Source organism: Streptomyces apricus (assembly GCF_008369065.1).
Taxonomy (GTDB): Bacteria; Actinomycetota; Actinomycetes; order Streptomycetales; family Streptomycetaceae; genus Streptomyces; species Streptomyces apricus.
The window spans coordinates 23,899-46,923 of record NZ_VDFC01000001.1; the positions used below are offsets into that span (position 1 = coordinate 23,899).

Annotated in this window: 22 protein-coding genes; 17 read left to right on the forward strand and 5 right to left on the reverse strand. The window is 72.9% G+C overall.

The features are described 5' to 3' along the window. The first annotated feature begins 81 nt into the window (after positions 1-81). The 4 genes from FGF04_RS00035 to FGF04_RS00050 all read left to right on the forward strand — a co-directional run bounded on the left by FGF04_RS00035 (position 82) and on the right by FGF04_RS00050 (position 4,229). Entirely contained in the window at positions 82-1,104 is a 1,023-nt protein-coding gene (locus FGF04_RS00035) for a FecCD family ABC transporter permease (protein WP_235882098.1), read from the forward strand. A gap of 2 nt (positions 1,105-1,106) precedes the next feature. Beyond that, positions 1,107-2,225 (forward strand): FecCD family ABC transporter permease, encoded by a 1,119-nt coding sequence (locus FGF04_RS00040; protein WP_149509081.1) that lies wholly within the window; start codon positions 1,107-1,109, stop codon positions 2,223-2,225. Positions 2,226-2,229: 4 nt separating this feature from the next. Next, on the forward strand, positions 2,230-3,174 hold the full coding sequence (locus FGF04_RS00045) for an ABC transporter ATP-binding protein (RefSeq protein ID WP_149509082.1): 945 nt from the start codon (positions 2,230-2,232) through the stop codon (positions 3,172-3,174). A gap of 197 nt (positions 3,175-3,371) precedes the next feature. Beyond that, the gene (locus FGF04_RS00050) at positions 3,372-4,229 is read left to right on the forward strand and encodes a glycoside hydrolase family 16 protein (RefSeq protein ID WP_149509083.1); all 858 of its coding nucleotides are present in this window, start codon (positions 3,372-3,374) and stop codon (positions 4,227-4,229) included. Between the two features lie 126 nt (positions 4,230-4,355). On the opposite strand, the gene argB is transcribed toward FGF04_RS00050, so the two are convergent. Next, on the reverse strand, positions 4,356-5,390 hold the full coding sequence (gene argB / locus FGF04_RS00055) for an acetylglutamate kinase (protein ID WP_408055568.1): 1,035 nt from the start codon (positions 5,388-5,390) through the stop codon (positions 4,356-4,358). Beyond that, positions 5,387-6,334, reverse strand: coding sequence for a methionyl-tRNA formyltransferase (locus FGF04_RS00060; protein ID WP_149509084.1), 948 nt, complete (start codon positions 6,332-6,334; stop codon positions 5,387-5,389). Before FGF04_RS00060 ends, argB begins: the two co-directional genes overlap by 4 nt. 85 nt (positions 6,335-6,419) lie before the next feature. Here FGF04_RS00060 and FGF04_RS00065 point away from each other — a divergent pair, with 85 nt between their 5' ends. From FGF04_RS00065 to FGF04_RS00085, 5 genes are all read left to right on the forward strand, one after another. Further along, positions 6,420-7,772 (forward strand): lysine N(6)-hydroxylase/L-ornithine N(5)-oxygenase family protein, encoded by a 1,353-nt coding sequence (locus FGF04_RS00065; RefSeq protein WP_149509085.1) that lies wholly within the window; start codon positions 6,420-6,422, stop codon positions 7,770-7,772. 219 nt (positions 7,773-7,991) lie between these two features. Further along, positions 7,992-9,686, forward strand: a complete 1,695-nt coding sequence (locus FGF04_RS00070; RefSeq protein WP_149509086.1) for an ABC transporter ATP-binding protein — start codon at positions 7,992-7,994, stop codon at positions 9,684-9,686. After that, on the forward strand, positions 9,683-11,704 hold the full coding sequence (locus FGF04_RS00075) for an ABC transporter ATP-binding protein (RefSeq protein WP_235882099.1): 2,022 nt from the start codon (positions 9,683-9,685) through the stop codon (positions 11,702-11,704). Before FGF04_RS00070 ends, FGF04_RS00075 begins: the two co-directional genes overlap by 4 nt. Next, positions 11,704-12,771: an iron-siderophore ABC transporter substrate-binding protein gene (locus FGF04_RS00080; protein WP_149509087.1), complete on the forward strand. Its 1,068-nt coding sequence runs from the start codon at positions 11,704-11,706 to the stop codon at positions 12,769-12,771. Before FGF04_RS00075 ends, FGF04_RS00080 begins: the two co-directional genes overlap by 1 nt. Before the next feature lie 137 nt (positions 12,772-12,908). Further along, the gene (locus FGF04_RS00085) at positions 12,909-13,436 is read left to right on the forward strand and encodes an NUDIX hydrolase family protein (RefSeq protein WP_149509103.1); all 528 of its coding nucleotides are present in this window, start codon (positions 12,909-12,911) and stop codon (positions 13,434-13,436) included. Positions 13,437-13,759: 323 nt separating this feature from the next. Here FGF04_RS00085 and FGF04_RS00090 read toward each other — a convergent pair whose 3' ends face one another. After that, positions 13,760-14,299, reverse strand: a complete 540-nt coding sequence (locus tag FGF04_RS00090; RefSeq protein ID WP_235882100.1) for a hypothetical protein — start codon at positions 14,297-14,299, stop codon at positions 13,760-13,762. Between the two features lie 368 nt (positions 14,300-14,667). Between FGF04_RS00090 and FGF04_RS00095 the strand changes: the two genes are divergently transcribed. Both FGF04_RS00095 and FGF04_RS00100 read left to right on the forward strand, forming a co-directional pair. Beyond that, complete coding sequence (locus FGF04_RS00095; protein ID WP_149509089.1) at positions 14,668-15,030, forward strand: DUF1304 domain-containing protein; 363 nt, start codon at positions 14,668-14,670, stop codon at positions 15,028-15,030. Beyond that, positions 15,027-15,593 (forward strand): TetR/AcrR family transcriptional regulator, encoded by a 567-nt coding sequence (locus FGF04_RS00100; protein ID WP_149509090.1) that lies wholly within the window; start codon positions 15,027-15,029, stop codon positions 15,591-15,593. Before FGF04_RS00095 ends, FGF04_RS00100 begins: the two co-directional genes overlap by 4 nt. 76 nt (positions 15,594-15,669) lie before the next feature. On the opposite strand, the gene FGF04_RS00105 is transcribed toward FGF04_RS00100, so the two are convergent. Next, entirely contained in the window at positions 15,670-16,695 is a 1,026-nt protein-coding gene (locus FGF04_RS00105) for a GlxA family transcriptional regulator (protein ID WP_149509091.1), read from the reverse strand. Between the two features lie 70 nt (positions 16,696-16,765). Here FGF04_RS00105 and FGF04_RS00110 point away from each other — a divergent pair, with 70 nt between their 5' ends. The 6 genes from FGF04_RS00110 (at position 16,766) to FGF04_RS00135 (ending at position 22,451) form a co-directional block, all read left to right on the forward strand. Then, positions 16,766-17,716 (forward strand): NADP-dependent oxidoreductase, encoded by a 951-nt coding sequence (locus FGF04_RS00110; RefSeq protein WP_149509092.1) that lies wholly within the window; start codon positions 16,766-16,768, stop codon positions 17,714-17,716. Positions 17,717-18,014: 298 nt separating this feature from the next. Continuing rightward, complete coding sequence (locus FGF04_RS00115; protein ID WP_149509093.1) at positions 18,015-18,395, forward strand: anti-sigma factor antagonist; 381 nt, start codon at positions 18,015-18,017, stop codon at positions 18,393-18,395. Between the two features lie 129 nt (positions 18,396-18,524). Continuing rightward, the gene (locus FGF04_RS00120) at positions 18,525-19,175 is read left to right on the forward strand and encodes a DUF4230 domain-containing protein (RefSeq protein ID WP_149509094.1); all 651 of its coding nucleotides are present in this window, start codon (positions 18,525-18,527) and stop codon (positions 19,173-19,175) included. Between the two features lie 195 nt (positions 19,176-19,370). Then, positions 19,371-20,036: a VanZ family protein gene (locus FGF04_RS00125; RefSeq protein ID WP_149509095.1), complete on the forward strand. Its 666-nt coding sequence runs from the start codon at positions 19,371-19,373 to the stop codon at positions 20,034-20,036. Between the two features lie 188 nt (positions 20,037-20,224). Continuing rightward, entirely contained in the window at positions 20,225-21,493 is a 1,269-nt protein-coding gene (locus FGF04_RS00130; RefSeq protein WP_149509096.1) for a glycoside hydrolase family 16 protein, read from the forward strand. A gap of 292 nt (positions 21,494-21,785) precedes the next feature. After that, the gene (locus tag FGF04_RS00135) at positions 21,786-22,451 is read left to right on the forward strand and encodes an HAD family hydrolase (protein WP_149509097.1); all 666 of its coding nucleotides are present in this window, start codon (positions 21,786-21,788) and stop codon (positions 22,449-22,451) included. A 289-nt stretch (positions 22,452-22,740) separates the two neighbouring features. On the opposite strand, the gene FGF04_RS00140 is transcribed toward FGF04_RS00135, so the two are convergent. After that, positions 22,741-23,025 (reverse strand): hypothetical protein (locus FGF04_RS00140; RefSeq protein WP_149509098.1); only part of this gene is annotated, 285 nt, incomplete at its 5' end.

Here is a 23,025-nt window from a genome sequence, read left to right on the forward strand (position 1 = left end):
CCCCGTCGCGGCGGACCCCGTGATCCCCACTACGATTAAGGCCTGCCTAACCTAAGGGAGCCGGCCGTTGGAGACCGCACGGTGACGGGCACGAGAGTGCGCCCCGTCCTTCTGGTGACACTGCTGGGCACCGTCCTGGCGGTCCTCTGTCTGCTCTCGCTGGCCCTCGGCGCGGCCAACATCCCGCCGGACCAGGTGATCAGGGCGCTGTTCGGCGAGGCCCCGAGCCGTTTCGTGGACAACGTCGTCTGGTCCGCGCGGGTGCCCCGCACCGCGCTCGGACTCACCGCGGGCGCGGCCCTCGGGCTGGCCGGGGCGCTGATGCAGGCCCTGACCCGCAACCCGCTCGCCGATCCCGGGGTGCTGGGGGTGAGCGCCGGGGCGTCCTTCGCCATCGTGCTGGCCGTCGGCGTGCTCGGCATCAACTCCCTCTACGGATATGTGTGGTTCGCGTTCGCCGGGGCGCTGGTCGCCACGGTGGCCGTCTATCTGCTGGGGGGCCTGGGACGGTCCGGGATGACCCCGGTGAAGCTGGCGCTCGCGGGCATCGCCGTCACCTCGATGCTGTGGTCCTTCACCCAGGCCATCGTGCTCACCGACGTGGACGCGCTGAACAAGTACCGCTTCTGGTCCGCCGGTTCGCTCGCCGAGGCGGAGACCGGCATGGTGTGGCGGGTCCTGCCGTTCCTCGTCATCGGCGGAGTGCTGGCACTCGCCTGCGCCCCGGCCCTCAACAGCCTGGCCCTCGGCGACGACGTGGCCGCCTCGCTCGGCCGCCGTCTCGGCCTGGTCCGGCTGGCGGGCGTCGCGGCCATCACGCTGCTCACCGGGGCCGCGGTCGCGGTCATCGGCCCGGTGGTCTTCATCGGCCTGGTGGTCCCCCATGTGGCCCGCGTACTGGCCCAGTCGGCGGGCATCGGTCCCGACCAGCGCTGGCTGCTGCCCCTGTCGGCCGCGCTCGCGCCCGTGCTGCTGCTCGCCGCCGACATCCTCGGACGGCTCGTGGCCCGGCCCACGGAGATCCAGGCGGGCGTCCTGGTCGCCTTCATCGGCGGCCCGTTCTTCATCGCCATGGTCCGTCGGCGCAATCTGGCGGAGGTGTGAGCATGCCGGACCCGAAGACCACCCTCGCGCCGCAGCCCTCGTCCAAGTCCCTCGACGACGGCGGTGGTTCGGGTGGCACCGCCCGCCTCCGCGCCTACCGGCTGGCCGTGCCGCCCGTCTCCGGTCTCTTCCGCCCCCGGCTGGTGGTGCTGTCGGCGGTGCTCGCCGCGGCCACCTTCCTGGTCTTCTGCTGGGGCCTGACGACCGGCGACTACCCGATCGGCTTCACCGAGGTCGTCCGGGCCCTCGTGGGCTCCGGCGATCCCGGCACCGTCCTCGTGGTGGAGGAACTGCGCCTGCCGCGCGCCCTGGTGGGACTGCTCGCCGGGATCGCCTTCGGGGTCTCGGGCGCCCTGTTCCAGACCATGACGCGCAACCCGCTGGCCAGCCCCGACATGATCGGCCTCACCCAGGGCGCCGGCACCGCCGTGGTCGCGGGCATCGTGCTCGGCTGGGACGGCGGCCTCGGCACCCAGGCGCTGGGACTGCTCGGCGCCCTGGTCACCGCCCTGACCGTGTACGCGCTGGCCTGGCGGCGCGGCACCACCGGGTACCGCATCATCCTGGTCGGCATCGGCGTCGCCTGGATCTGCACCAGCGCCACCGACTACCTCGTGGCCAAGGGCGGCCGCTTCCAGGCCCAGGCCGCGCTCGGCTGGCTGGTCGGCAACCTCAACGGCCGCACCTGGGGCCAGGTCGGCCCGCTGGCCGTCGCGCTGGCCGTGCTGCTGCCGACGGCCCTGCTGCTCGGCCGGCTGCTGCGCACCCTCCAGCTCGGCGACGACGTGGCCACCGGCCTGGGGACGCGCGTCCAGCCCGTACGGCTGGCCATCCTGCTCACCGGGGTCGGCCTGATCGCCTTCGCCACCGCGTCCGCGGGGCCCGTGGCCTTCGTGGCGCTCGCCGCCCCGCAGATCGCGCAGCGGCTCGCCGGCACGGCCTGGCCGCCCACGGTGGCCTCCGGGCTGACCGGGGCGCTCGTGGTCCTGGGCGGCGACCTGCTGGCCCGTACCCTCGTCCCCGGCACGGAACTCCCGGTCGGCATCGTCACCGGCGTGCTCGGCGCACCGGTCCTGCTCTGGCTGCTCGTCCGCGCCAACCGCGCGGGTTCAGGAGGTTGATCCCATGTCCACCGGCCCCCTGCCCACGGATTCCGTGCCGAGCGGTCCCGCGACGAGCGACTCGGTACCGACCGATCACGTACCGACCGACCCCGTAGCGGCCGACCCCGCACCGGCCGATCCCGACCTGCGCGCGAGCGGTCTGCGGCTGGCGTACGACAACCGGCTGGTCGTCGACGGCCTCGACCTGGCCGTGCCGCCCGGCCGGATCACGGCCATCGTCGGCGCCAACGCCTGCGGGAAGTCCACCCTGCTGCGGGCCCTCGCCCGGCTGCTGGCACCCAAGGAGGGGGCCGTCCACCTGGACGGCCGGGCCCTGCAGTCCATCCCGAGCAGGGAACTCGCACAGCGCCTGGGCATCCTCCCGCAGAGCCCGGTCGCACCCGAGGGGCTGACCGTCGTCGACCTGGTCAACCGCGGGCGCTCACCGCACCAGACCTGGTGGCGGCAGTGGTCGAAGGCGGACGAGCAGGCCGTGCACCGGGCGCTGGCCGCCACCGACATGACGGACCTCGCCGACCGGCCCGTCGACGAACTCTCCGGCGGCCAGCGGCAGCGCGCCTGGATCGCCATGGCCGTCGCCCAGGGCACGCCCGTCCTGCTGCTCGACGAGCCGACGACGTATCTCGACCTGGCCCACCAGATCGACGTCCTGGACCTGATCMCCGACCTCAACCGCCGGGAGAACCGCACGGTCGTCATGGTGCTGCACGACCTCAACCAGGCCTGCCGGTACGCGGACCACGTCGTCGCCATGAAGGCCGGGAAGATCGTCGCCGAGGGCAGCCCGGCCGAGGTCATCACCGCCGAGACCGTCGAGGACGTCTTCGACCTGAGCTGCCGGATCACCATGGACCCGGTCAGCCACACCCCCCTGGTCATCCCGATGGGCCGCCACCACGGGGACCCGTCGCCGGCCCCGGCGGAAGCGGTGCGGACGGCCGACTAGGGGCGGCGCCGAGGACGGGGCTTGTGTGCGTCGTATGGCCGAACGGTGACCGTAAGAGGCAGATGAGGCCGGTGGGACCGAAGGTCCGTACCTATGCCTTGACACCGGCTTCGTTCACTTCTTAGAACGAGAGGCGAAGCATCCCCCCACCTCAGTGGGCCCGCCTCCGTCCGGAGCGGCCCGCGGAAGGGAGAGTCGTGGGCTCCCCACGTCTGCTCCGCACATGCCTCCTCGCCGCCCTGCCCGCCGCACTCGTCGCGGCCGCCGCCGTCGCCCCTGCCCACGCGGACCCCACTCCGCGGGCAGCGGCGGCGGTGACGTTCTCCGACACCTTCGACGGCGCCGCGGGATCCGGCGTCGACACCTCCAAGTGGCAGATCGAGACCGGCGACAACGTCAACAACCACGAGCGGCAGTACTACACGGCCGGCAACGACAACGCGAAGCTCGACGGCCAGGGCCACCTGGTCATCGAGGCCCGCCGCGAGAACCCCGGCAACTACCAGTGCTGGTACGGCCGGTGCGAGTACACCTCGGCCCGCCTCAACACCTCCGGCAAGTTCACCGCGACGTACGGGCACGTGGAGGCCCGGATGAAGATCCCGCGCGGCCAGGGCATCTGGCCCGCCTTCTGGATGCTCGGCCAGGACATCGGCAGCGTCGGCTGGCCCAACTCGGGCGAGATCGACATCATGGAGAACGTCGGCTTCGAACCCGGCACCGTGCACGGCACCCTCCACGGGCCCGGCTACTCCGGCTCGGGCGGCATAGGCGCCGGCTACACCCTGCCCGACGGCCGGGCATTCGCCGACGACTTCCACACCTTCGCGGTGGACTGGGCACCGAACAAGATCACCTGGTCGGTGGACGGGACCGTCTACCAGACCCGCACCCCGGCCGACCTGAACGGCAACGCCTGGGTGTTCGACAAGCCGTTCTTCCTGATCCTCAACCTCGCGGTCGGCGGCTACTGGCCCGGCGACCCCGACGGCTCCACCCCCTTCCCCTCGCAACTCGTCGTGGACGAGGTGAAGGTGACGACCAGCGACGGCTGACGGAGCCGCTGACGACACGGTCCGAAGGCTGAGCGCCGGATCGTGTTCAAGCCCCGAACACGCGGTGCCCGGCCGGGAACGTCCTCCGGCCGGGCACCGCGCACGTCTCAGGCCACCGCGTACGTCTCAGGCCACCGGGACCGTCGAGGGCAGCGGGGGCGCCGACGTCACCGAGGCCTCCGAAGACACCAGGTACGCCGCAGACTCCGGGGACGCCGAGGACCCCGGGGACGCGGAGGCCGTCGCGTCCGGCACGACCGTCGTGCCGGTCCCGGCGGCGCCGGCCAGCGCGTCCAGGAGGGCGTGCGGGGCGCGCCCGTCCAGCACCCGGGCCACCCCCACCCCGCCCCTGACGGCCCGCAGGCACGCCTCCATCTTGGGCCCCATGCCGCCGCCGAGACCCGGCAGCAGCCGCTCCAGCTCGGCCGCGCCGATCCGGTCGACGACCCGCTCGCTCGTAGGCCAGTCGGCGTACAGCCCGGGCACGTCGGTGAGGACGGCCAGGACCCGGGTCCCCAGCGCGGCGGCCAGCGCACCGGCCGCCGTGTCCGCGTTGACGTTGTAGACCTGCCCGTCCTCGCCCCGGCCCACGGAGGAGACCACCGGGATGTGGCCGCCCTCCAGCAGGAGGCGCACCACCCCGGTGTCGACCCGGGCGACGTCCCCGACCAGGCCGATGTCCACGCGCTCGCCCGCCACTTCGGCGTACCGCTTGACCGCGGTGAGGGTGTGCCCGTCCTCGCCGCTGAGGCCGACCGCGTACGGCCCGTGCTCGTTCAGCAGTCCGACCAGGTCCTTCTGGACCTTGCCGGACAGCACCATCCGTACGACCTCCATGGTCTCGGGGGTGGTGACCCGCAGCCCGCCCAGGAAGTCGGACCTGAGGCCGAGCCGGTCCAGGTGGGCGGCGATCTGCGGGCCGCCGCCGTGCACCACGACCGGCCGGACGCCGGCCGCGCGCAGGGTGAGGACGTCCTGGGCGAAGGCCCGCCGGAGCGTGTCGTCGGTCATCGCGTGGCCGCCGTACTTCACGAGGACCGTGTGCCCGCGCAGGGACGCGAGCGCCTCGGCGCGGCCCGCCGCAGGGGCGGACGCGGCTGCCGCCGCTCCGGCCACCGCTCCGGCCACCGGCGCCGGGCCGGCGACCGCCGTGCCGCTCACGGGCGCGCGGTCAGGTAGCCGCCCATCGTGCGGAAGTAGTCGGTCGCCGCGTGCTCCGCCCCGTCCTCAGTGCGTACGCGCTTGACGACCAGCCCGCGCAGCCGGCCGCTCCTGGCCTGCGCGCCGGCCACGATCACCACGCCGTCGCCCTCGCGGATGAAGATGCGCCCCGGGGTGCCGCCGTAGCAGCCCTCCGAGACCGCGGCCCCGACGATCCCGATCCGCTGCCCGCGGTGGTGGGTGAAGGCGTTCGGGTACGGGTCGCACTGGGCCCGCACCAGCCGCTCGATGTCCTCGGCGGGCCAGGTCCAGTCGATGCGGCTGTCCTCCAGGGACCGCTTGTGGAAGAAGCTCGCCCTGCTGCGGTCCTGCGGGATCCACCGGGCACGCCCCGAGGCGATGAGGTCGAGCGACTCCTCGACGACCGGGGCGATCAGGTCGACCGTGCGGTGGAACAGGTCGGTGACGGTGTCGGTGGCGCCGACCGGCACCGCCCGCTGCAACAGGACGTCCCCGGCGTCGAGTTCGGCGTTCATCCGGTGCGCGGTGACGCCCACCTCGCGTTCGCCGTTGATGAGCGCCCAGATCAGCGGCGAGAAGCCCGCGTACGCCGGGAGCAGCGAGTCGTGGATGTTGAGCGTGCCGTGCGGCGGCAGGTCGAAGACCTCGGGCGGCAGGACGGTGCGCCAGTTGTTGGCGACGATCAGGTCCGGTTCCACGTCCTTGAGGGCGGCGAGCAGTTCGGGGTCGTCGGGCCGGTTGCGCAGCAGCACCGGCACGTCGTGCTTCTCGGCCAGGTCGGCCACCGAGTCGTCCCAGATCTTCTCGTACACGTGGTCGCTCCTGGGGTGGGTCACGGCCAGGACCACCTCGTGGTCGGACTCCAGCAGAGCCTGGAGGGTGCGGTGCCCCCAGGTCTGATAGCCGAACATGACGACCCGCATACTCGATCCTCTCCTAGGACACACCATTGCAAGGTAAGGCTAACCTTATTTACCATCAGGGCGTCTAGGGGAAGGAAAAGTCGCGGTGAACGCACTGCACGACGAGCCCGACGCTGTTCTTGACGTGCTCGGAATAGGTTTCGGGCCGTCAAATCTCGCACTGGCCATCGCGGTCGAGGAACACAACGCCCACGCCGCTCCGGGGGACCGGATCCGCGCGGGGTTCCTGGAGCGCCAGCCGTCGTTCGGATGGCACCGGGGGATGCTCATCGAGGACGCCACGATGCAGGTCTCCTTTCTCAAGGACCTGGTCACCATGCGCAACCCGACCAGCGACTTCAGCTTCCTGTGTTTCCTGCGGGAGCGGGGCAGGATGGTGGACTTCCTCAACGCGAAGACGCTGTTCCCCCTGCGGATCGAGTTCCACGAGTACTTCGAGTGGGCGGCGGCGCGGGTGGCGCACCTCGTCGACTACTCGGACGAGGTGGTCTCCGTCGAGCCGGTGACGGGACCTGACGGCGAGGTCCGCTGGCTCGACGTCGTCAGCCGCGTGCCCGGCGAGCCGGGCCGGACGGTCACCCGGCGGGCCCGCAACATCTCGGTGGCGGTCGGCCTGGAGCCCCATCTGCCCCCGGACACCGCCCTGTCGGACCGCATCTGGCACAACAGCCAGCTCGTGCCGCGCGTCCGCGAGCTGCACGCCTCCGGCGACGGCGACGCGGTGCGCCGCGTCCTGGTGCTCGGCGCGGGCCAGAGCGGCGCCGAGGCGCTCGACTACCTGCACCGGTCCTTCCCCGGGGCGGAGATCTGCGCGATCTTCGCGAAGTACGGGTACACGCCCGCCGACGACAGCCCGTTCGCCAACCGGATCTTCGACCCGGAGGCCGTGGACGTCTACTTCCGGTCCACGCCGCAGGTGAAGCAGTCCCTGGTCGACTACCACCGCAGCACCAACTACTCGGTGGTGGACATGGATCTCATCGAGTCGCTGTACGCGACGATGTACCGCGAGAAGGTCCAGGGCCGCGAGCGGCTGCAGCTGCGCAACGTCTCCCGCATCCGGGACGTGCGCACCCTCGACGACCACCTGGAGGTCACCGTCGAGTACCTGCCCACCGGGGAACGGGAGGTGATCTCCGCGGACCTCCTGGTCCACGCGACCGGCTACCGCCCCAGAGACCTCGACTCCCTCCTGGGCAGAACCGCGAAACTCTGCCTGCGGGACGACAAGGACGCCGTCCGCGTCGGGCGCGACCACCGGGTCGAACTCACCCCCGACGTCACGGCGGGCATCTACCTGCAGGGCGCGACGGAGCACACCCACGGGCTCACCTCGACCCTGCTGTCCACCACGGCGGTGCGGTCCGGCGAGATCCTCGACTCGCTGCTCACCCACCGCGCGCACGACGCGGTCCCCGTGGCCGTACCGACCGCCTGAGGGGCCGGCCCCGGCCGGGTGCGGCGACACGACTCCCCGTGCCGCCGCGCCGGGGAGCCGTGCGGTGGGGTCCGGACGGCCCGGACGGCTCGGGCCGCACTGGGCGATGCCGAGCCGGGCCATGTCGCGCCGGGTGATGCCGGGCTGGGCCATGCCGAGACCAGCAACTTAGAGTAGCCTCACCTAAGTTATCTACGTCCGATCCCGGAGGGGTTGCGGGTGAGTCCTACCAGTCCGTCGGGACGTGACGTCCTGCGGGAGTCGGTCGGAGGGCAGCGTCGCGACGTCGCCCTCGGCTCGCTGCTCGCCTCCGGGCACCAGGTCGGTGAGGCACTGGTCCCGGTGCTGATCGGTGTGGTGATCGACCGGGCCGTCACCGGGTCCGACACCGGCGCCCTCCTGCTGTGGCTCGGGGTCCTCGCCGTCGTGTACGTCGCGCTCGCCCTGTCCTTCCGCTTCGGCGCCTGGGCCGGTGACCGGTCGGCGGTGCGCTCCGAGCACGTCCTGCGCCTCTCCCTCGTACGACGGGTGCTGCACCCCGGCGGCGGCGCCGAGAAGGGCCGGCTGCCCGGGGCGCTGGCCACCATCGCCACCGAGGACGCCAAGCGGGTCGGAGGCGTCAACACGGCGGTGATGTACGGGATCGCGGCCCTGGCCGGCATCCTCACCTGCGCCGTCGTCCTGCTGCGCACCTCGGTCCTGCTCGGTCTCGTCGTCCTGCTGGGCACACCCGTCCTGCTGTGGCTGGGCCACCTGCTGAGCAAGCCGCTGGAGGCCCGCAGCGAGGCCGAGCAGGAGCGCGCGGCGCACGCCTCCGCCGTCGCCGCCGACCTGGTGGCCGGCCTGCGGGTCCTCAAGGGCATCGGCGGCGAGTCCGCGGCCGTCGCCCGCTACCGCACCACCAGCCGCGACTCCCTGGCGGCCACCCTGAAGGCCGCCCGCGCGCAGGCCTTCCAGAGCGGCATGGTGCTGTCCCTGACCGGCTGCCTGATCGCCGTCGTCGCCCTGGTGGGCGGCCGGCTGGCCGCCCAGGGGAGCATCAGCCTGGGCCAGTTGGTGTCGGCGGTCGGCCTCGCGCTCTTCCTGCTCGGTCCCCTGGAAGTCCTCGCCTGGGTCAACGCCGAACTCGCCCAGGGCCGCGCCTCGGCCGGGCGGGTCGCGGAGGTCCTGGCCGCGGACCGCGACGTCACGGCGGGCGGCCGGAGCCTGCCCCAGCGGGTGCGCGGCGCGGTGCGCCTCAGCGGCGTCGGCCACGGCGGACTGCGCGGGGTGGACCTGGACGTCGCACCCGGCGAACTGCTGGGCGTGGTCGCCACCGACCCGGCCCACGCCACCGACCTGCTGCACCTCCTGGCGCGGCGGGCCGACCCCGGCACCGGCACGGTCGAGCTGGACGGGATCCCCCTGCGGGACCTGGACCCGGCCGAGCTGCGCACCGCGATGCTGGTGGCCGACCACGACGCGGACCTCTTCGAGGGCACCGTCCGCGGCAACGTCACGGCCGCCGCCCCCGAGGCGACCGACCCCGAACCCGCCATGACGGCCGCCGCGGTCACCCAGGTCGCGCAGACCCTGCCCCGGGGCGAGGACACGGCGGTCGGCGAGCGCGGCCGCTCCCTCTCCGGCGGCCAGCGCCAACGCGTGGCGCTGGCCCGGGCGCTGGCAGCCGACCGCCCCGTCCTGGTGGTCCACGACCCGACCACCGCCGTCGACGCGGTGACCGAGGCGGGCATCGCCGCCGGTCTGCGCGAGGTCCGCAAGGGCCGCACCACGATCCTCGTGACCACCAGCCCCGCGCTGCTGTCCGTGACCGACCGGGTGGCGCTGCTCGACGGCGGCCGTGTCACCGACACGGCCCCGCACACCGACCTGATCGCCCGTCACGAGACCTACCGAGCGGCGGTGCTGTCATGAGCGACCCGTCCCGCGACGGCATGCCCGGCGCTCCGACCGAAACGCAACACCCTTCCTCCGAGCGGGTGTTGCTGCCCACGGCGACCCAGGCCCGTACCCGTGCCGCCGTGCGCGAGCTGATCCGCCCGCACCGGCGGCTGGCACTCGGCGGTTTCGCCGTGCTGGTCCTGGCCACCGGGGTCGGCCTGCTCGTGCAGCCGCTGCTGGGCCGGATCGTGGACCTCGTCGCCGACCACCGCCCGCCGGGCAGCGTCACCACGCCGGTCCTCCTGCTCGTGCTGGTCGCCCTCGTCCAGGGCGCGGCCACCATGGCGGGCCTGGCCCTGGTGTCCCGGCTCGGCGAGACCGTACTGGCCCGGCTGCGCGAGCGGTTCGTCGAGAAGGCGCTGCGGCTGCCGCTGGAACAGGTGGAGAAGGCGGGGGCCGGCGACCTCACCGCGCGGGTCACCCGGGACGTCTCGGTGGTCGGCGAGGCGGTGCGCTCCGCCCTGCCCGAACTGGCCCGCTCCCTGCTGGCCATCGCGCTGACCCTGGTCGCGATGGCCGCGCTGGACTGGCGGTTCTTCCTGGCGGCCCTGATCGCGGTGCCCGTCCAGGCCTCCACCGCCCGCTGGTACGTGCGCAACGCCGTGCCGCTCTACGCCGAGCAGCGCATCGCGACCGGGGCCCAGCAGCAGCAGTTGCTGGACACCGTCGCGGGCGCCGGCACCGTACGGGCGTTCCGGCTTGAGGAGGAGCACACCGCCCGGGTGGAGCGGCGTTCGTCGGCGGCGGTCGAGCTGACCCTGCGCGGCGTACGGCTGGTGCTCGACTTCTACAACCGGCTGCACGTGGCCGAGTATGCCGGACTCGCGGCGGTCCTGGTCACCGGGTTCCTGCTGGTGCGCGACGGATCGGTGTCCATCGGCACGGCCACGGCCGCGGCGCTCTACTTCCACAGCCTGTTCGCGCCGGTCAACTCGGCGCTCGTCCTCCTCGACGACGCGCAGTCGGCGACGGCGGCGCTGGCCCGGCTCGTCGGCGTGGCCGACCAGCCGTCCCCCGAGCCGCCGGAGGCCGGACGCGCCCCCGACACCGACATCGACACCGAGCACGACAGCGGTGCCGGTGCCGCTGCCGGTGCCGGTGCCGGTGCCGGTGCCGGTGCCGGTGCCGGTGCCGGTGCCGGTGCGGGCACCGTGACCGTGACGGACCTCCACCACGCCTACGAGCCGGGCCGCCCCGTCCTGCACGGCGTGGACCTCACCCTGCGGGCGGGCGAGCGGGTGGCCCTGGTCGGCGTGAGCGGCGCCGGCAAGACCACGCTGGCCAAGCTCATCGCGGGCGTGCACCGCCCGACGTCCGGCTCGGTCCACGTCACGTCCGGTTCGGTCCGCGTCACGCCCGGCTCGGTCCGCGTCACGCCCCCCGGGTCGGTCCGGGTCACGTCCGGCGGCGCGGCGCCCCGGGAGGGCCTGGCGGTCGCCCTGGTCACCCAGGAGACCCACGTCTTCGCCGGACCGCTCGCGGACGACCTGCGCCTCGCGCGGCCCGGCGCCGGCGACGAGGAGCTGCGTACGGCGCTGGCCGCGGTGGACGCCCTGGACTGGGCCGGCGCGCTGCCCGACGGCCTGGACACGGTCGTCGGCGACGGCGGGCACCGCCTCACCCCGGCGCAGGTCCAGCAGCTGGCCCTGGCCCGCCTGGTCCTGGCCGATCCCCCGGTGGCCGTGCTGGACGAGGCCACCGCCGAGGCGGGCAGCACCGGCGCCCGGCTGCTGGAACAGGCGGCCGACCGGGCCGTCGAGGGGCGTACGGCGCTGGTCGTCGCCCACCGCCTCACCCAGGCCGCCACCGCGGACCGGATCGTCGTCATGGACGGCGGCCGGATCGTGGAGAGCGGCACCCATGACGAGCTGTGCGCCGCGGCCGGCCCCTACGCCTCCCTGTGGCAGGCGTGGTCCGGCACCCGCGACACGGCCCACCGGACCCCCACGCACCACCACCGCCCTGACACCACCACCGTGAAGGACCACTGATGCCCGGCTCCTCCAGAGGCGCACGCCTCGTCGCGGCGCTCGCCTCCGCGCTCCTCCTGTTCACCACCGCGGCGGCCTGCGGCTCCGACGACGACTCGGACTCCGGCTCGGCCGGTGCCGACAAGTCCGCGTCCGCGAACAGCGCCTTCCCGGTGACGCTCGCCCACAAGTACGGCAGCACCACCGTCAAGTCCGAGCCGAAGCGGATCGTCACGGTCGGGCTGACCGACCAGGACGCCGTGCTCGCCCTCGGCAAGGTGCCCGTCGGGACCACCGAGTGGCTCGGCGGCTACAAGGGCGCCGTGGGCCCCTGGGCTGCCGACAAGCTGGGCGACGCGAAGGTCCCGACCGTGCTGAAGGACACCGGCACGGGTCCGCAGACGGAGAAGATCGCCGCGCTCAGGCCCGACCTGATCCTCGCGGTCTACGGCGGCATCACGAAGGACCAGTACACGACCCTGTCGAAGTTCGCCCCGGTCGTGGCCCAGCCGAAGGAGTTCAACGACTTCGGTGTGCCGTGGCAGCAGCAGACCGAGATCATCGGCAAGGCGCTCGGCCAGGAGTCCGCGGCGAAGGACCTGGTGAAGGGCGTCGAGGACGAGTTCGCGGCCGCCGCCAAGGACAACCCGGAGTTCGGGAAGTCCACCGGGGTGATGGCGACGCCGTACGAGGGCATCTTCGTCTTCGGCAGCCAGGACCCGCGCTCCCGGGTGCTGACCGACCTCGGTTTCAAGCTGCCGACGGACCTGGACAAGGTCATCGGTGACGAGTTCGGTGCCAACATCAGCAAGGAGCGCACCGACCTGCTGGACACCGATGCCGCCGTCTGGATCGTCTCGGACGTCGAGAAGGAGAAGGCGAAACTCCACAAGAACGCCCTCTACTCCGACCTGGACGTGGTGAAGCAGGGCCGCGAGGTCTTCGTCGAGGAGAGCGCCGACTACGGCAACTCCGTCTCCTTCGTCTCGGTGCTGAGCCTGCCGTACATGCTGGAGCGCCTGGTGCCGCAGCTGGCCGCGGCCGTCGACGGCGACACGGCGACGAAGGTGGCCCAGCCGTCCTCCTGAGAGTGACCCCGCGATTGCCGCGGGGAGGAGCGGACAGAAGATCCGGGGCCACGGACGATCCGCGGCCCCGGATTCGCTGTGTCGGGCGACACGCTCGCGACACCAGAGGCTGAAAGTATGATCACCCAATGTCTGACATGACCGAGACCACGCCCGGCTGGCTGCCCCACGACGAGCTCGAACAGGCGCGCGCCCGGATGCCGATCCTGTACGTCGAGGCCGTGCCGGTACGCGTCGACGACAGCGGTGAAGTGACCAGCATCGGACTGCTGCTGCGGATGGGACCGGGCGGAGCGGTCAGCCGCGCCCTCGTCTCCGGCCGGGTGCTGCACCACGAGCGGGTCAGGGACGCCCTGCTGCGCCACCTGGAGAAGGACCTCGGCCCGGTCGCGCTCCCCCGGGTGCCGGCCTCGCTGCAGCCCTTCACCGTGGCGGAGTACTTCCCGACGCTGGGGGACACGCCGTTCCACGACCCGCGCCAGCACGCCGTGTCCCTGGCCTACATCGTCCCGGTGACCGGCGACTGCCGCCCCCGCCAGGACGCGCTGGACCTGGTCTGGTTCAGCCCCGAGGAGGCCTCGTCCCCCATGGTCCTCAACGAGATGCCGGGCGGCCACGGCGCCCTGCTGAAGCAGGCCCTGGCCCATGTGGGCCGCCTGTCCTGACGGCGGACGGACACGGGAAAGGCCGTTCTCACGCGTGAGAACGGCCTCCGCCCTGCTCCTGAGCCGACTAGGACGACAGCCAAAGACCCCAGCGGAAGACCGCTACCCCACTGCCACCGCTCAGCGCCGGGCTGCCTGAACGGCGCGAGGCCCAACCCGGTCGGCTTGGGATCCCGTTCGGCCTCCAGCAGGTGTGGCGAGCGGTTGGACACGCGTCCCCGTCAGCGTTCCGTCGATGCCTCCGGAGCCGAAGGCCGGGGGCCCTGTTGCGGAGCCACGGAAACGGTAACGGTGGTGGCCGCGGGCCAGGCGATCGGTTCAGGTCACACCGTGAGTTGGAACGCTTCGATCCAGAAGTCGTTCTTGTGGGCGCCGGCGTAGGTGAACTCCAGCCCGACGCCTGGCTCGTCGCATTGCAGGCCGAGCCAGGCGTCGTTGTGGACATGGGCGTTCTGGCAGACGTTGCCGGCGCCGCCGTCGACGCTGATGCTGAACCCCAGCAGATTCGGGGCGTCCTTCTTGGTGCTGCCGACGTAGTTGTCGATGCCGTCGGCGGCGTCCGAGAACGGATCGGGATAGTGCCCCTCGCCGTCGGCCGACCCGGGATCGGGGAGGTAGGCACGACTGGTTGTGCCCTTGGTGCCGGACACGGCGATGTTGACGGCCTTGAGCGGCGTGCTCTTGCCCACCGTGCCGGCTGTTTCACCGTCGCACACCGCGTCCGTCCAGCCCGTGCCGGACACGAAGGCCCGGTAGCAGATGTGCCGCCCGCCCGGGTCCTGCGCGGCGAGTTCCTTGACGGCGGTCGCCGCGGTCTCCTCCGGAGCCTTGGTCTGCTTCGGCGGGGGAGGGGCGAGTTCCATCTGCATCCTTCAGAGCAACCCGATCAAACGGGGGGAGGGCTCCGGGGGGAGAGCCCTGGGGAAAAGCTCTGGTGGGAGCCTGCGTCACGTGGGGGTCGGCCCCGCGACGGGTGTGCGCGGGCAGCGGGCGTCAACTGTTTACGCTCGCGTCAACTCGCCGCACTCCGGGGAACCTTATCGGTTTTGATCTCCAAAGGATCAACCCGGCCGCCCCTCTCCGCGAAGCTCTCGGCACGTTCCGGCCAGGAGCCGGGGACGGAACGCGATGCCGCACTTCCTGGACAGGTGTCCATGTAAGCTGGACACCTGTCCAGGAAAAATTTCCTCTCCGCGCGGCCGTTCCGCGCACCCCCGAAGGAGCCCTCCCCATGCAGACGCTCGCCGATGTGCTGGTCGGTCTCGTCGCCGCCCTGCACGCGTACATCCTGGTCCTGGAGATGTTCCTGTGGCAGCGCGGCCCGGGGCGCGGGCTGCACGGCTTCGACCCCGAGATGGCGCGGGCCACCGCCCCGCTCGCCGCCAACCAGGGCCTCTACAACGGCTTCCTCGCGGCGGGCCTCGTCTGGGGCCTGGTGGCCGACGACCCGACGCGGTTCCAGGCCCAGGTCTTCTTCCTGGTGTGCGTGGTCGTCGCCGGCCTGTACGGGGCGCTCACCGCCAACCGCCGCATCCTCTTCGCGCAGGCCCTGCCCGGCGCGCTCGCCCTCACCGCCGTCCTCGTCGCCCGGTGACCTCCGACCCCCGGGCCGAGCGGACCCGGGCCAAGCTGCGCCGGGCGCTCCTCGACGAGTGCGCCCGGCGGCCGCTCGCGGAGGTCGGCGTCGCGGCGCTGGCGCGCGCGGCCGGGGTCGGGCGGGCCACGTTCTACCTGCACTACGCCGACCTGGAGGCGCTGGCCGTCGACGCCTGCGCCGATGTCGTACGCGAGGCGGTGGACGCCCTGCACGCGTGGCGGGGCCGGCCCGACCCCGCGTCGGCGCCGGCCGCCCTGCTCGCGTTCTTCGCGGACCTGCCCCCGCACGCGGCGCTGTACCGCGCCCTGCTGAGCCCGGGCGGCGGCGGTCCGCTCGGCCTCGTCCTGCACCGGGACCTGCGCGCCCGCAGCCTCGCCGAACGCGAACTGGCCGGCGCGCCCGAGGCCCCGCTCGTCGCCTCCGCCGTGGCCGCGGCCTTCGCCGGGGTCCTCGCCGACTGGCTGCACGGGCTCGTCGAGGGCACCCCGGAGGAGACCGCCCACAAGGTGTGGCGCCTGCTCGTGGCCCTGCACGCGGTCCCGTGGGACGCGCCCCGGTAGCGGCCCGAGGCGTCCGACCCGCCACCGGAGCGGCCGGGCGGCTCCCACCACGTCCGTACGGTGCTGGTGCCGGTGGTCAGCTCGCGGCGCCCGCCCGGAACGTACGGCGGTACGCCTGCGGGGAGACCCCGATCGCCGCGTGCAGGTGCTGCCGCAGGGAGGCGCCCGTGGCGAACCCGACCTCCCCGGCGATCCGGTCCACCGACAGGTCGCTGGATTCGAGCAACTGCCGTGCCCTGAGCACACGTTGCTGGACGATCCAGCGGCCGGGGCTCAGGCCGACCTCGTCGTTGAAGCGGCGGGCGAAGGTGCGCCGGCTCATCCCCGCGTGGTCCGCCAGGCCCGCCAGGGTCAGCGGTTCGCCGAGGCGCTCCAGCGCCCAGTGCCTGGTGGCCGCGGTGCTCGCCGCCGCGGCCTCGGGAACGGGCTGCTCGATGTACTGCGCCTGGCCGCCGTCCCGCCAGGGCGGCACCACGCAGCACCGCGCCACATGGTTCGCCAGCTCGCTGCCGTGGTCCTTGCGCACGAGGTGCAGGCAGACGTCCACGCCGGACGCGGCCCCCGCCGAGGTGAGGAGCGAGCCCTCGTCGACGAACAGCACGTCGGCGTCGAGGTCCACCTCCGGGAACAGCTGCCGGAACAGCCCGGCCAGCCGCCAGTGCGTCGTCGCCCGGCGGCCGGCCAGCATCCCGGCCGCCGCCAGCACGAAAGCGCCCGTGCAGATGGAGACGATCCGGGTGTCCGGGCCGATGGCCCCGAGGGCGTCGGCCACCGGCCCGGGAAGACCGTCGACGACGCCCGTCAGCGCGAAGGGCGGGATGACCACGGTGCCGGCCGTACGCAGCACCTCCGGGCCGTGCTCGACCATGATCGAGAAGTCGGAGTTGCTGCGCACCGGACGTCCGTCGACCGAGCAGGTCAGCACCTCGTACCGGCCCTCGGCAGAGCCGAACACCCGGTTGGGGATGCCCAGTTCGAAGGCGTAGACCCCGTCGAGGGCGAGGACGACGACCCGCTCCACGGGTCCGTCGTACACCGGGCGCTCGCGATGGCCGGAGGTCCCGGTCCGGGCGGGGCGCTCCCCGCGGGGCGTCTGCAGCATGGCACGATCCTATCGGACAATGGCAATCGTGCCATTTCCTCGGCCGTCCGAGCCGGGCAGGCTGGTGCGCATGAGCACTGCGAACACGATGCGCGCGATCAGTCAGGACGTCCTCGGCGGACCCGAGGTCCTCAAGGAGGTGGAGCTGGAGGTCCCGCGGCCGAAGCCGAGCGAGGTACTGGTGCGGGTGCACGCGGCGGGCCTGAACCCGACCGACTGGAAGCACCGGGCCCACGGCAACTTCCTCGGGAAGCCGCCGTTCGTCCTCGGCTGGGACGTCTCGGGCGTCGTCGAGGCGGTCGGCCTCGGCGTCACGCTCCACCAGCCGGGCGACGAGGTCTTCGGCATGCTGCCCTACCCGTTCGGCGTAGGGGCGCACGCCGAGTACGTCACCGCGCCGGCGCGGGCCCTGGTGCGCAAGCCGGCCGGGGTCGACCACACGCAGGCGGCCGCCGTGCCGCTCGCCGCGCTGACCGCGTGGCAGGCGCTGGTCGACACGGCGGACCTGCGCCCCGGGCAGCGGGTGCTGATCCACGCCGCGGCCGGCGGGGTGGGACACCTGGCCGTGCAGATCGCCAAGGAGCGGGGGGCGTACGTGATCGGTACGGCCAGTTCCGGCAAGCACGAGTTCCTGCGGGGCCTCGGTGCGGACGAGCTGATCGACTACCGGGAGACGGACTTCACCGAGGCCGTGCGGGACGTCGACGTCGTCCTGGACACGATCGGCGGCGACTACCGCTCGCGCTCGCTGCGCACCCTGCGGTCGGGCGGACTGCTGGTGTCGCTCCTGGTGTCCGGGGCCGCGGAGCTCGCCGAGGAGGCGCGGGGGCTCGGGGTGCGGGCGGCGGAGATGCTCGTGGAGGCCGACCAGGCCGGCATGGCCGCGATCGCCTCGCTGATGACCGCGGGGCGGCTGCGGGCCACGGTCGCGGAGGTGTTCCCGCTGGCCGAGGCGGCGAAGGCGCACGCGTCCGGGGAGACCGGCCGCACCGTGGGGAAGCTGGTCCTGCGGGTCCGGTAGATCAGGTAGATCCGGTCGACCTGCGTCCGGTGCCCCGTGACCTCCCTGGGACGTCACGGGGCACCCGGCGTTCCCGGTGCGGCACGGAGCGCCGTGGAGCGACACGGAGCGCACCCACCGCGCGGCGCATCTCTTAAAGAGCAGACATATGTCAATCGAACATGCTGAAATTCGCCCTAACGAGGGTAGCTTGCAGGGTGAGGGACAGTGGAGCGGCCTTCCGCCGCCCAAGGTCGGCTCTATGCTCGCGGCACGACGTCACCCTGGTCCCCGGTGACCCTATGGAGGTGATGTCGTCGTGCGTGACCACTCCCGGCCGGACTCCCCGCACCTGCGCGTCCACCAGGACCGCGGTCACACCGTGTTGGAGTTCCTCGGCGAGATCGACATCCTCGCCGCGCTGGACATCATCCCGGCACTGGACGCGGCGACGGGCCGTCCGGGCGCCCGGGTCGTCCTGGACCTGCGGCACATCGAGTTCTTCGACTGCTCGGGCCTGCGCCTGCTGTACCGCGCCCGGCGCCGGGTCCTGGACCACGACGGGCAGATCCACCTGGTCTGCACCCATCCGCTGACCCTGCGCATCCTGCGTGTGACCGAACTGGCCGGTCTGATGCCACCGCGGTCGAGCCTGGACGAGGCCCTGGGCCGCCCCGAGGCCGCCTCGAAGCCCTCCTGAGGGACCCGCGACCGGGGCGGGGCGGACCGCCCCGGCGCGCCTGCCCCCGCTCTCACCACCACTCGGCCAACACGACGGTCTGTGACCGGATTTGGCGGGCAGAAGGAGGGAGGAAGGAGGACGGTCCACATGACGACGTCCCTTGAGCGTGTGCCCGGATGGGCGAAGGTCCTGAGTGCCGTCGTGCTGGTTCTGGTGGTGATCTTCGCCGGTCTGCGGTGGAGCGTGCTGCCCGGGCTGGGCGACGTGTTCCGCGAGGACACCCACGACCGGACGGGGCCCACGCTCCTCAAGTCCATCAAGGACATCAGCCGTTACGACGCGGCCTCGGGCAACTTCCAGGTGGTGGTGGACCTGGAGAAGGACACCAAGTACCTGCCGGACGCGATCCGCGGCAAACGCACCCTGTACGTGGGCGCGGGCACCGTCGACTCCTACGTCGATCTCGGAAAGATCCGCGACGAGGACGTGAAGGTCGACGAGGACCGCACGTCGGCCGTGCTCAGGCTGCCGCACGCCGCACTGGGCAAACCCGCCCTCGACCCCGACCACTCGTACGCCGTCTCCAAGCAGCGCGGTCTGCTGGACCGGCTCGGCGACGTCTTCTCGGACAACCCCAACGACGAGCGGGCCGTCCAGCGCCTGGCCGCCAAGCACATCGGCGACGCCGCGAAGGACAGCGAGCTGACCGCCCGCGCCGAGGAGAACACCACGAGCATGCTCAAGGGCCTGCTCGGCTCGCTCGGCTTCAAGGAGGTGACCGTCATCTACGGCAGCTGAGCCGCCGGCCGGTACCGCGCCCGCGAGCAGCCCTGCGCTGTTCGCGGGCGCAGTTGTGTGCGCAGCCGTGGGCGCAGTCGTGTGCGCAGTCGTGTCAGGGCGCCGTGCCTCCAAGTGGCCTTTTCCGGCGGCATCTTCGGCCGCGCAAAGGGTAGGCGGGTTCCACCGGATCACCGTTCCAAACAGGAGGGTTGCATGGCCCGCGCAGCGCTACGCCCCCACACCACTTCCCGTCTCCGTTCGGCGTCGGGCCCGGGCACCGCGAAATCGGCCCCCCGTACCGTGCTGTCACGCCTCCGCCGCGGCGGAAAGGCCGACCGGCCGGCTCCGAAGGCCGCCCGCAAGCCGTCCTCGCGGCCACCCCGCGAGCCGAAGCCGGCCCGCGAGCGGCGCCGGCCGCCCCTGATCGTGCGCCTCCTCGTGATGCTCGTCGCCCTCGCCGCCATGGTGGCCTTCGCCGCCGTGCTGGCCAAGCTCACGCTCCAGCCGTCGCCGGCCTCCGAGGCGCTGACGCACAACAACATCCACCCGGGCCGCTCGCTGCAGGCCTACCTGGACCAGCCGGAGCTGCGGGACGCGGTCAAGCAGATCGGCGGCAACATCGTCCTCGGCATCCCCTTCGGCGTGCTGCTGCCGCTGCTGGTCCCCGGGACGCGCGGCATCCTGCGGGTGACCCTGCTGACCGCCCTGGCGATGCTCCTGGTCGAGGTGGTGCAGGGGACGTTCATCACCGGACGCGCCTTCGACATCGACGACGTCATCCTCAACACCTCCGGCGCGCTGATCGGCTACCTGCTGCTCGGCCGGCGGATGAGCCGGGCGGTGCACCCACGGCGGCTGAACCGCAAGGCCGAGGCCTGAGCCGGCGCGGTCGGGTCCGCGAGGGGTGTGACACCCGGGCCGGGGACGCCCGGGTGTGAACGGCTGGTCTGTACCAGAGTCTTGACGCGCCCTTACTTCACTTCTTAAATCAAGAAGCGAAGCGCGCACACCCCCCACCTCCTCAGTCGGCCGTTCCCCCACGGGACCGCCGTACGGAAGGGAGAGCCGTGGACTCCCCACGCCTGCTCCGCAGATGCCTCTTCGCCGCCCTCTCCGCCGTCCTCGTCGGGTCCGCCGCGATCGGACCCGCCCAGGCGGACCCCGGCCGCACGGACGCCGCGCGAGCGGCCGCCGCCCCGGGCGCCGCCGCGGTGACGTTCCAGGACACCTTCGACGGCCCCGCCGGGTCGGGCGTCAACTCCTCCAAGTGGCAGGTCGAGACCGGCGACAACGTCAACAACCACGAGCGGCAGTACTACACGGCCGGCAACAACAACGCGAAGCTCGACGGCCAGGGCCACCTGGTCATCGAGGCCCGCCGCGAGAACCCGAACAACTACCAGTGCTGGTACGGCCGGTGCGAGTACACCTCGGCCCGCCTCAACACCTCCGGCAAGTTCACCACCACCTACGGCCGGGTCGAGGCGCGGCTGAAGGTGCCGCGCGGCCAGGGCATGTGGCCCGCCTTCTGGATGCTCGGCAACGACATCGGCAGCGTCGGCTGGCCCAACTCGGGCGAGATCGACATCATGGAGAACGTCGGCTTCGAACCCGGCACCGTGCACGGCACCCTCCACGGGCCCGGCTACTCCGGCTCGGGCGGCATAGGCGCCGGCTACACCCTGCCCGGCGGCCAGGCCTTCGCCGACGCCTTCCACACCTTCGCCGTCGACTGGTCGCCCGAGCGGGTCACCTGGTCCGTGGACGGCACCGTCTACCAGACCCGCACCCCCGCCGACCTGGGCGGCCGGCAGTGGGTCTTCAACAAGCCGTTCTTCCTGATCCTCAACCTCGCGGTCGGCGGCTACTGGCCCGGTGACCCCAACGGCTCCACCCCCTTCCCCTCGCAGCTCGTCGTGGACGAGGTCAAGGTGACGACGGGCGACAGCTCCGGGGGCGGTTCGGCCATCCGAGGTCTGGCCAACAAATGCGTCGACGTGGCCGGGGCCAACCCCGCCAACGGCACGCCCGTCCAGCTCTACGACTGCAACGGCACGGCGGCCCAGCAGTGGAGCGTGGGCTCCGACGGTACGATCCGGGCGCTGGGCAAGTGCCTGGACGCCGCCGGTGGCGGCACGGCCGACGGCACACCCGTCCAGCTCTGGGACTGTGCCGGTGTGCCCGCGCAGCAGTGGGTGGTGACCGGGGCCCGCGACATCGTGAACCCCCAGGCGAACAAGTGCCTGGACGTGACGGGCAACAACTCCGCCAACGGCACCCGGCTGCAGCTGTGGACCTGCGCGGGCACGGCCAACCAGAAGTGGACGGTGGGCTGACCGGGCCGCGCCCCTGAACGGCGCGGGACAGCACACCACCGAGGACCGGCCGGCCCTGCGCGCGGGGCCGGCTGCGAGGAGCCCGGCCGGGGCCACCCGGCCGGGCTCCTGCCGTACGCGCCCGGACCGGCCGCCGTGCGGTCCCGGCCGGGCTGGGCCACGCTGGAGGAACGGCCCCGGGATCGACCGGTCCCCTCACGCGTACCGGCCCGCCGACGCGGTACCCGCGGATCGAGAACGGCGCGACGGCGTGACAGCACGACGGCGCCACGGCACGACGAAGGGACAGCGTATGGAGCGGGCGGCCGTGTTCGACGTGGACGGCACTCTCGTCGACACCAACCACCTCCATGTGACGGCCTGGTGGGAGGCGTTCCGGCAGGCCGGGCACCAGGTGTCGATGCATGCCGTCCACCGGGCGGTGGGCCTCGGCTCCGACGACCTGGTCGCCCACCTGCTGGGCGACGACCGGGACCCGGCGCAGGACGACACGATCAGTGCCGCCCACACGACCCTGTACGGCACGTACTACGAACGGCTGCCCGCGTTCCCGGACGCGGGAGACCTGCTGCGGCGCCTGGACCGTGACGGCTGGTCCGTCGTGCTGGCCACCTCCGCGGGCGGAGCGGAGCTGACGGCACTGCGCAGGGCCATCGACGCCGACGACGTCATCAGGGCGACGGCGAGCTCCGACGACGTCGAGGAGGGCAAGCCCGCCCCGGAGCCGGTGCAGCACGCGCTGGYGCTCGTCGGGGCCTCCGCCGAGCACTCGGTCTTCGTCGGCGACACGGTCTGGGACATGCGTGCGGGCTCCCGGGCGGGGGTCCGCTGCGTGGGGGTGCTGTGCGGCGGCATCCCCCGCGGGGACCTGGAGGAGGCCGGGGCGAGCGCCGTCTACCGGGACCCGGCCCATCTCCTGGCGTCCCTGTCCGGCAGCCCGCTGGCGACCGGCGGCTAGCCCCGGGCGACCGTCGTCGCCGACGCCCGCGGGCCGTGACGTACGTCACGGCCCGCACCTTCCCGACCTGGGAACACTCGTCGGTAGTTTCCCGTTAAATCAGCTGTGGGTGCGGATGGGACAGTGTCCCCGGGCCTCACCTTCCGCCCACAGGGAAGATCGTTCGGCTGAAGCCCTGTGGAGCACACCGCCGAGAGGCGACCGCCATCCGTGGCCACCCACAGACGGCCCCGACCGCGATTCCCCCGTCCGGTCGGGGCCTTTCCCGTTCCCGCGGCGCCGCCGACTCTCAGCCGGGGGACTCCTGCGGCTCCGGGTCCTCGGGGTGCACGGTGCTGGTGCCCTGGTCGCCCTGGCGGCCGGTGCCCGCCTCGTCGGTGTCGGGCACACCGGCGTCGGCCCCGTCGCCGTCCGGCCGCGCCTGCGCGTCCGTACCGGCGCCCGTCTCCCCGTCCGGTTCCGCGCCCCGCTCCCCGTCACCGGAGCCCCCGGTCCGTCCGGAGCCCCCGTCCTGCTCGAAGCCGGGCGGGGCGATGACGTCCCAGGGGTCCTCGCCCTCCTGGACCTGCTGGGG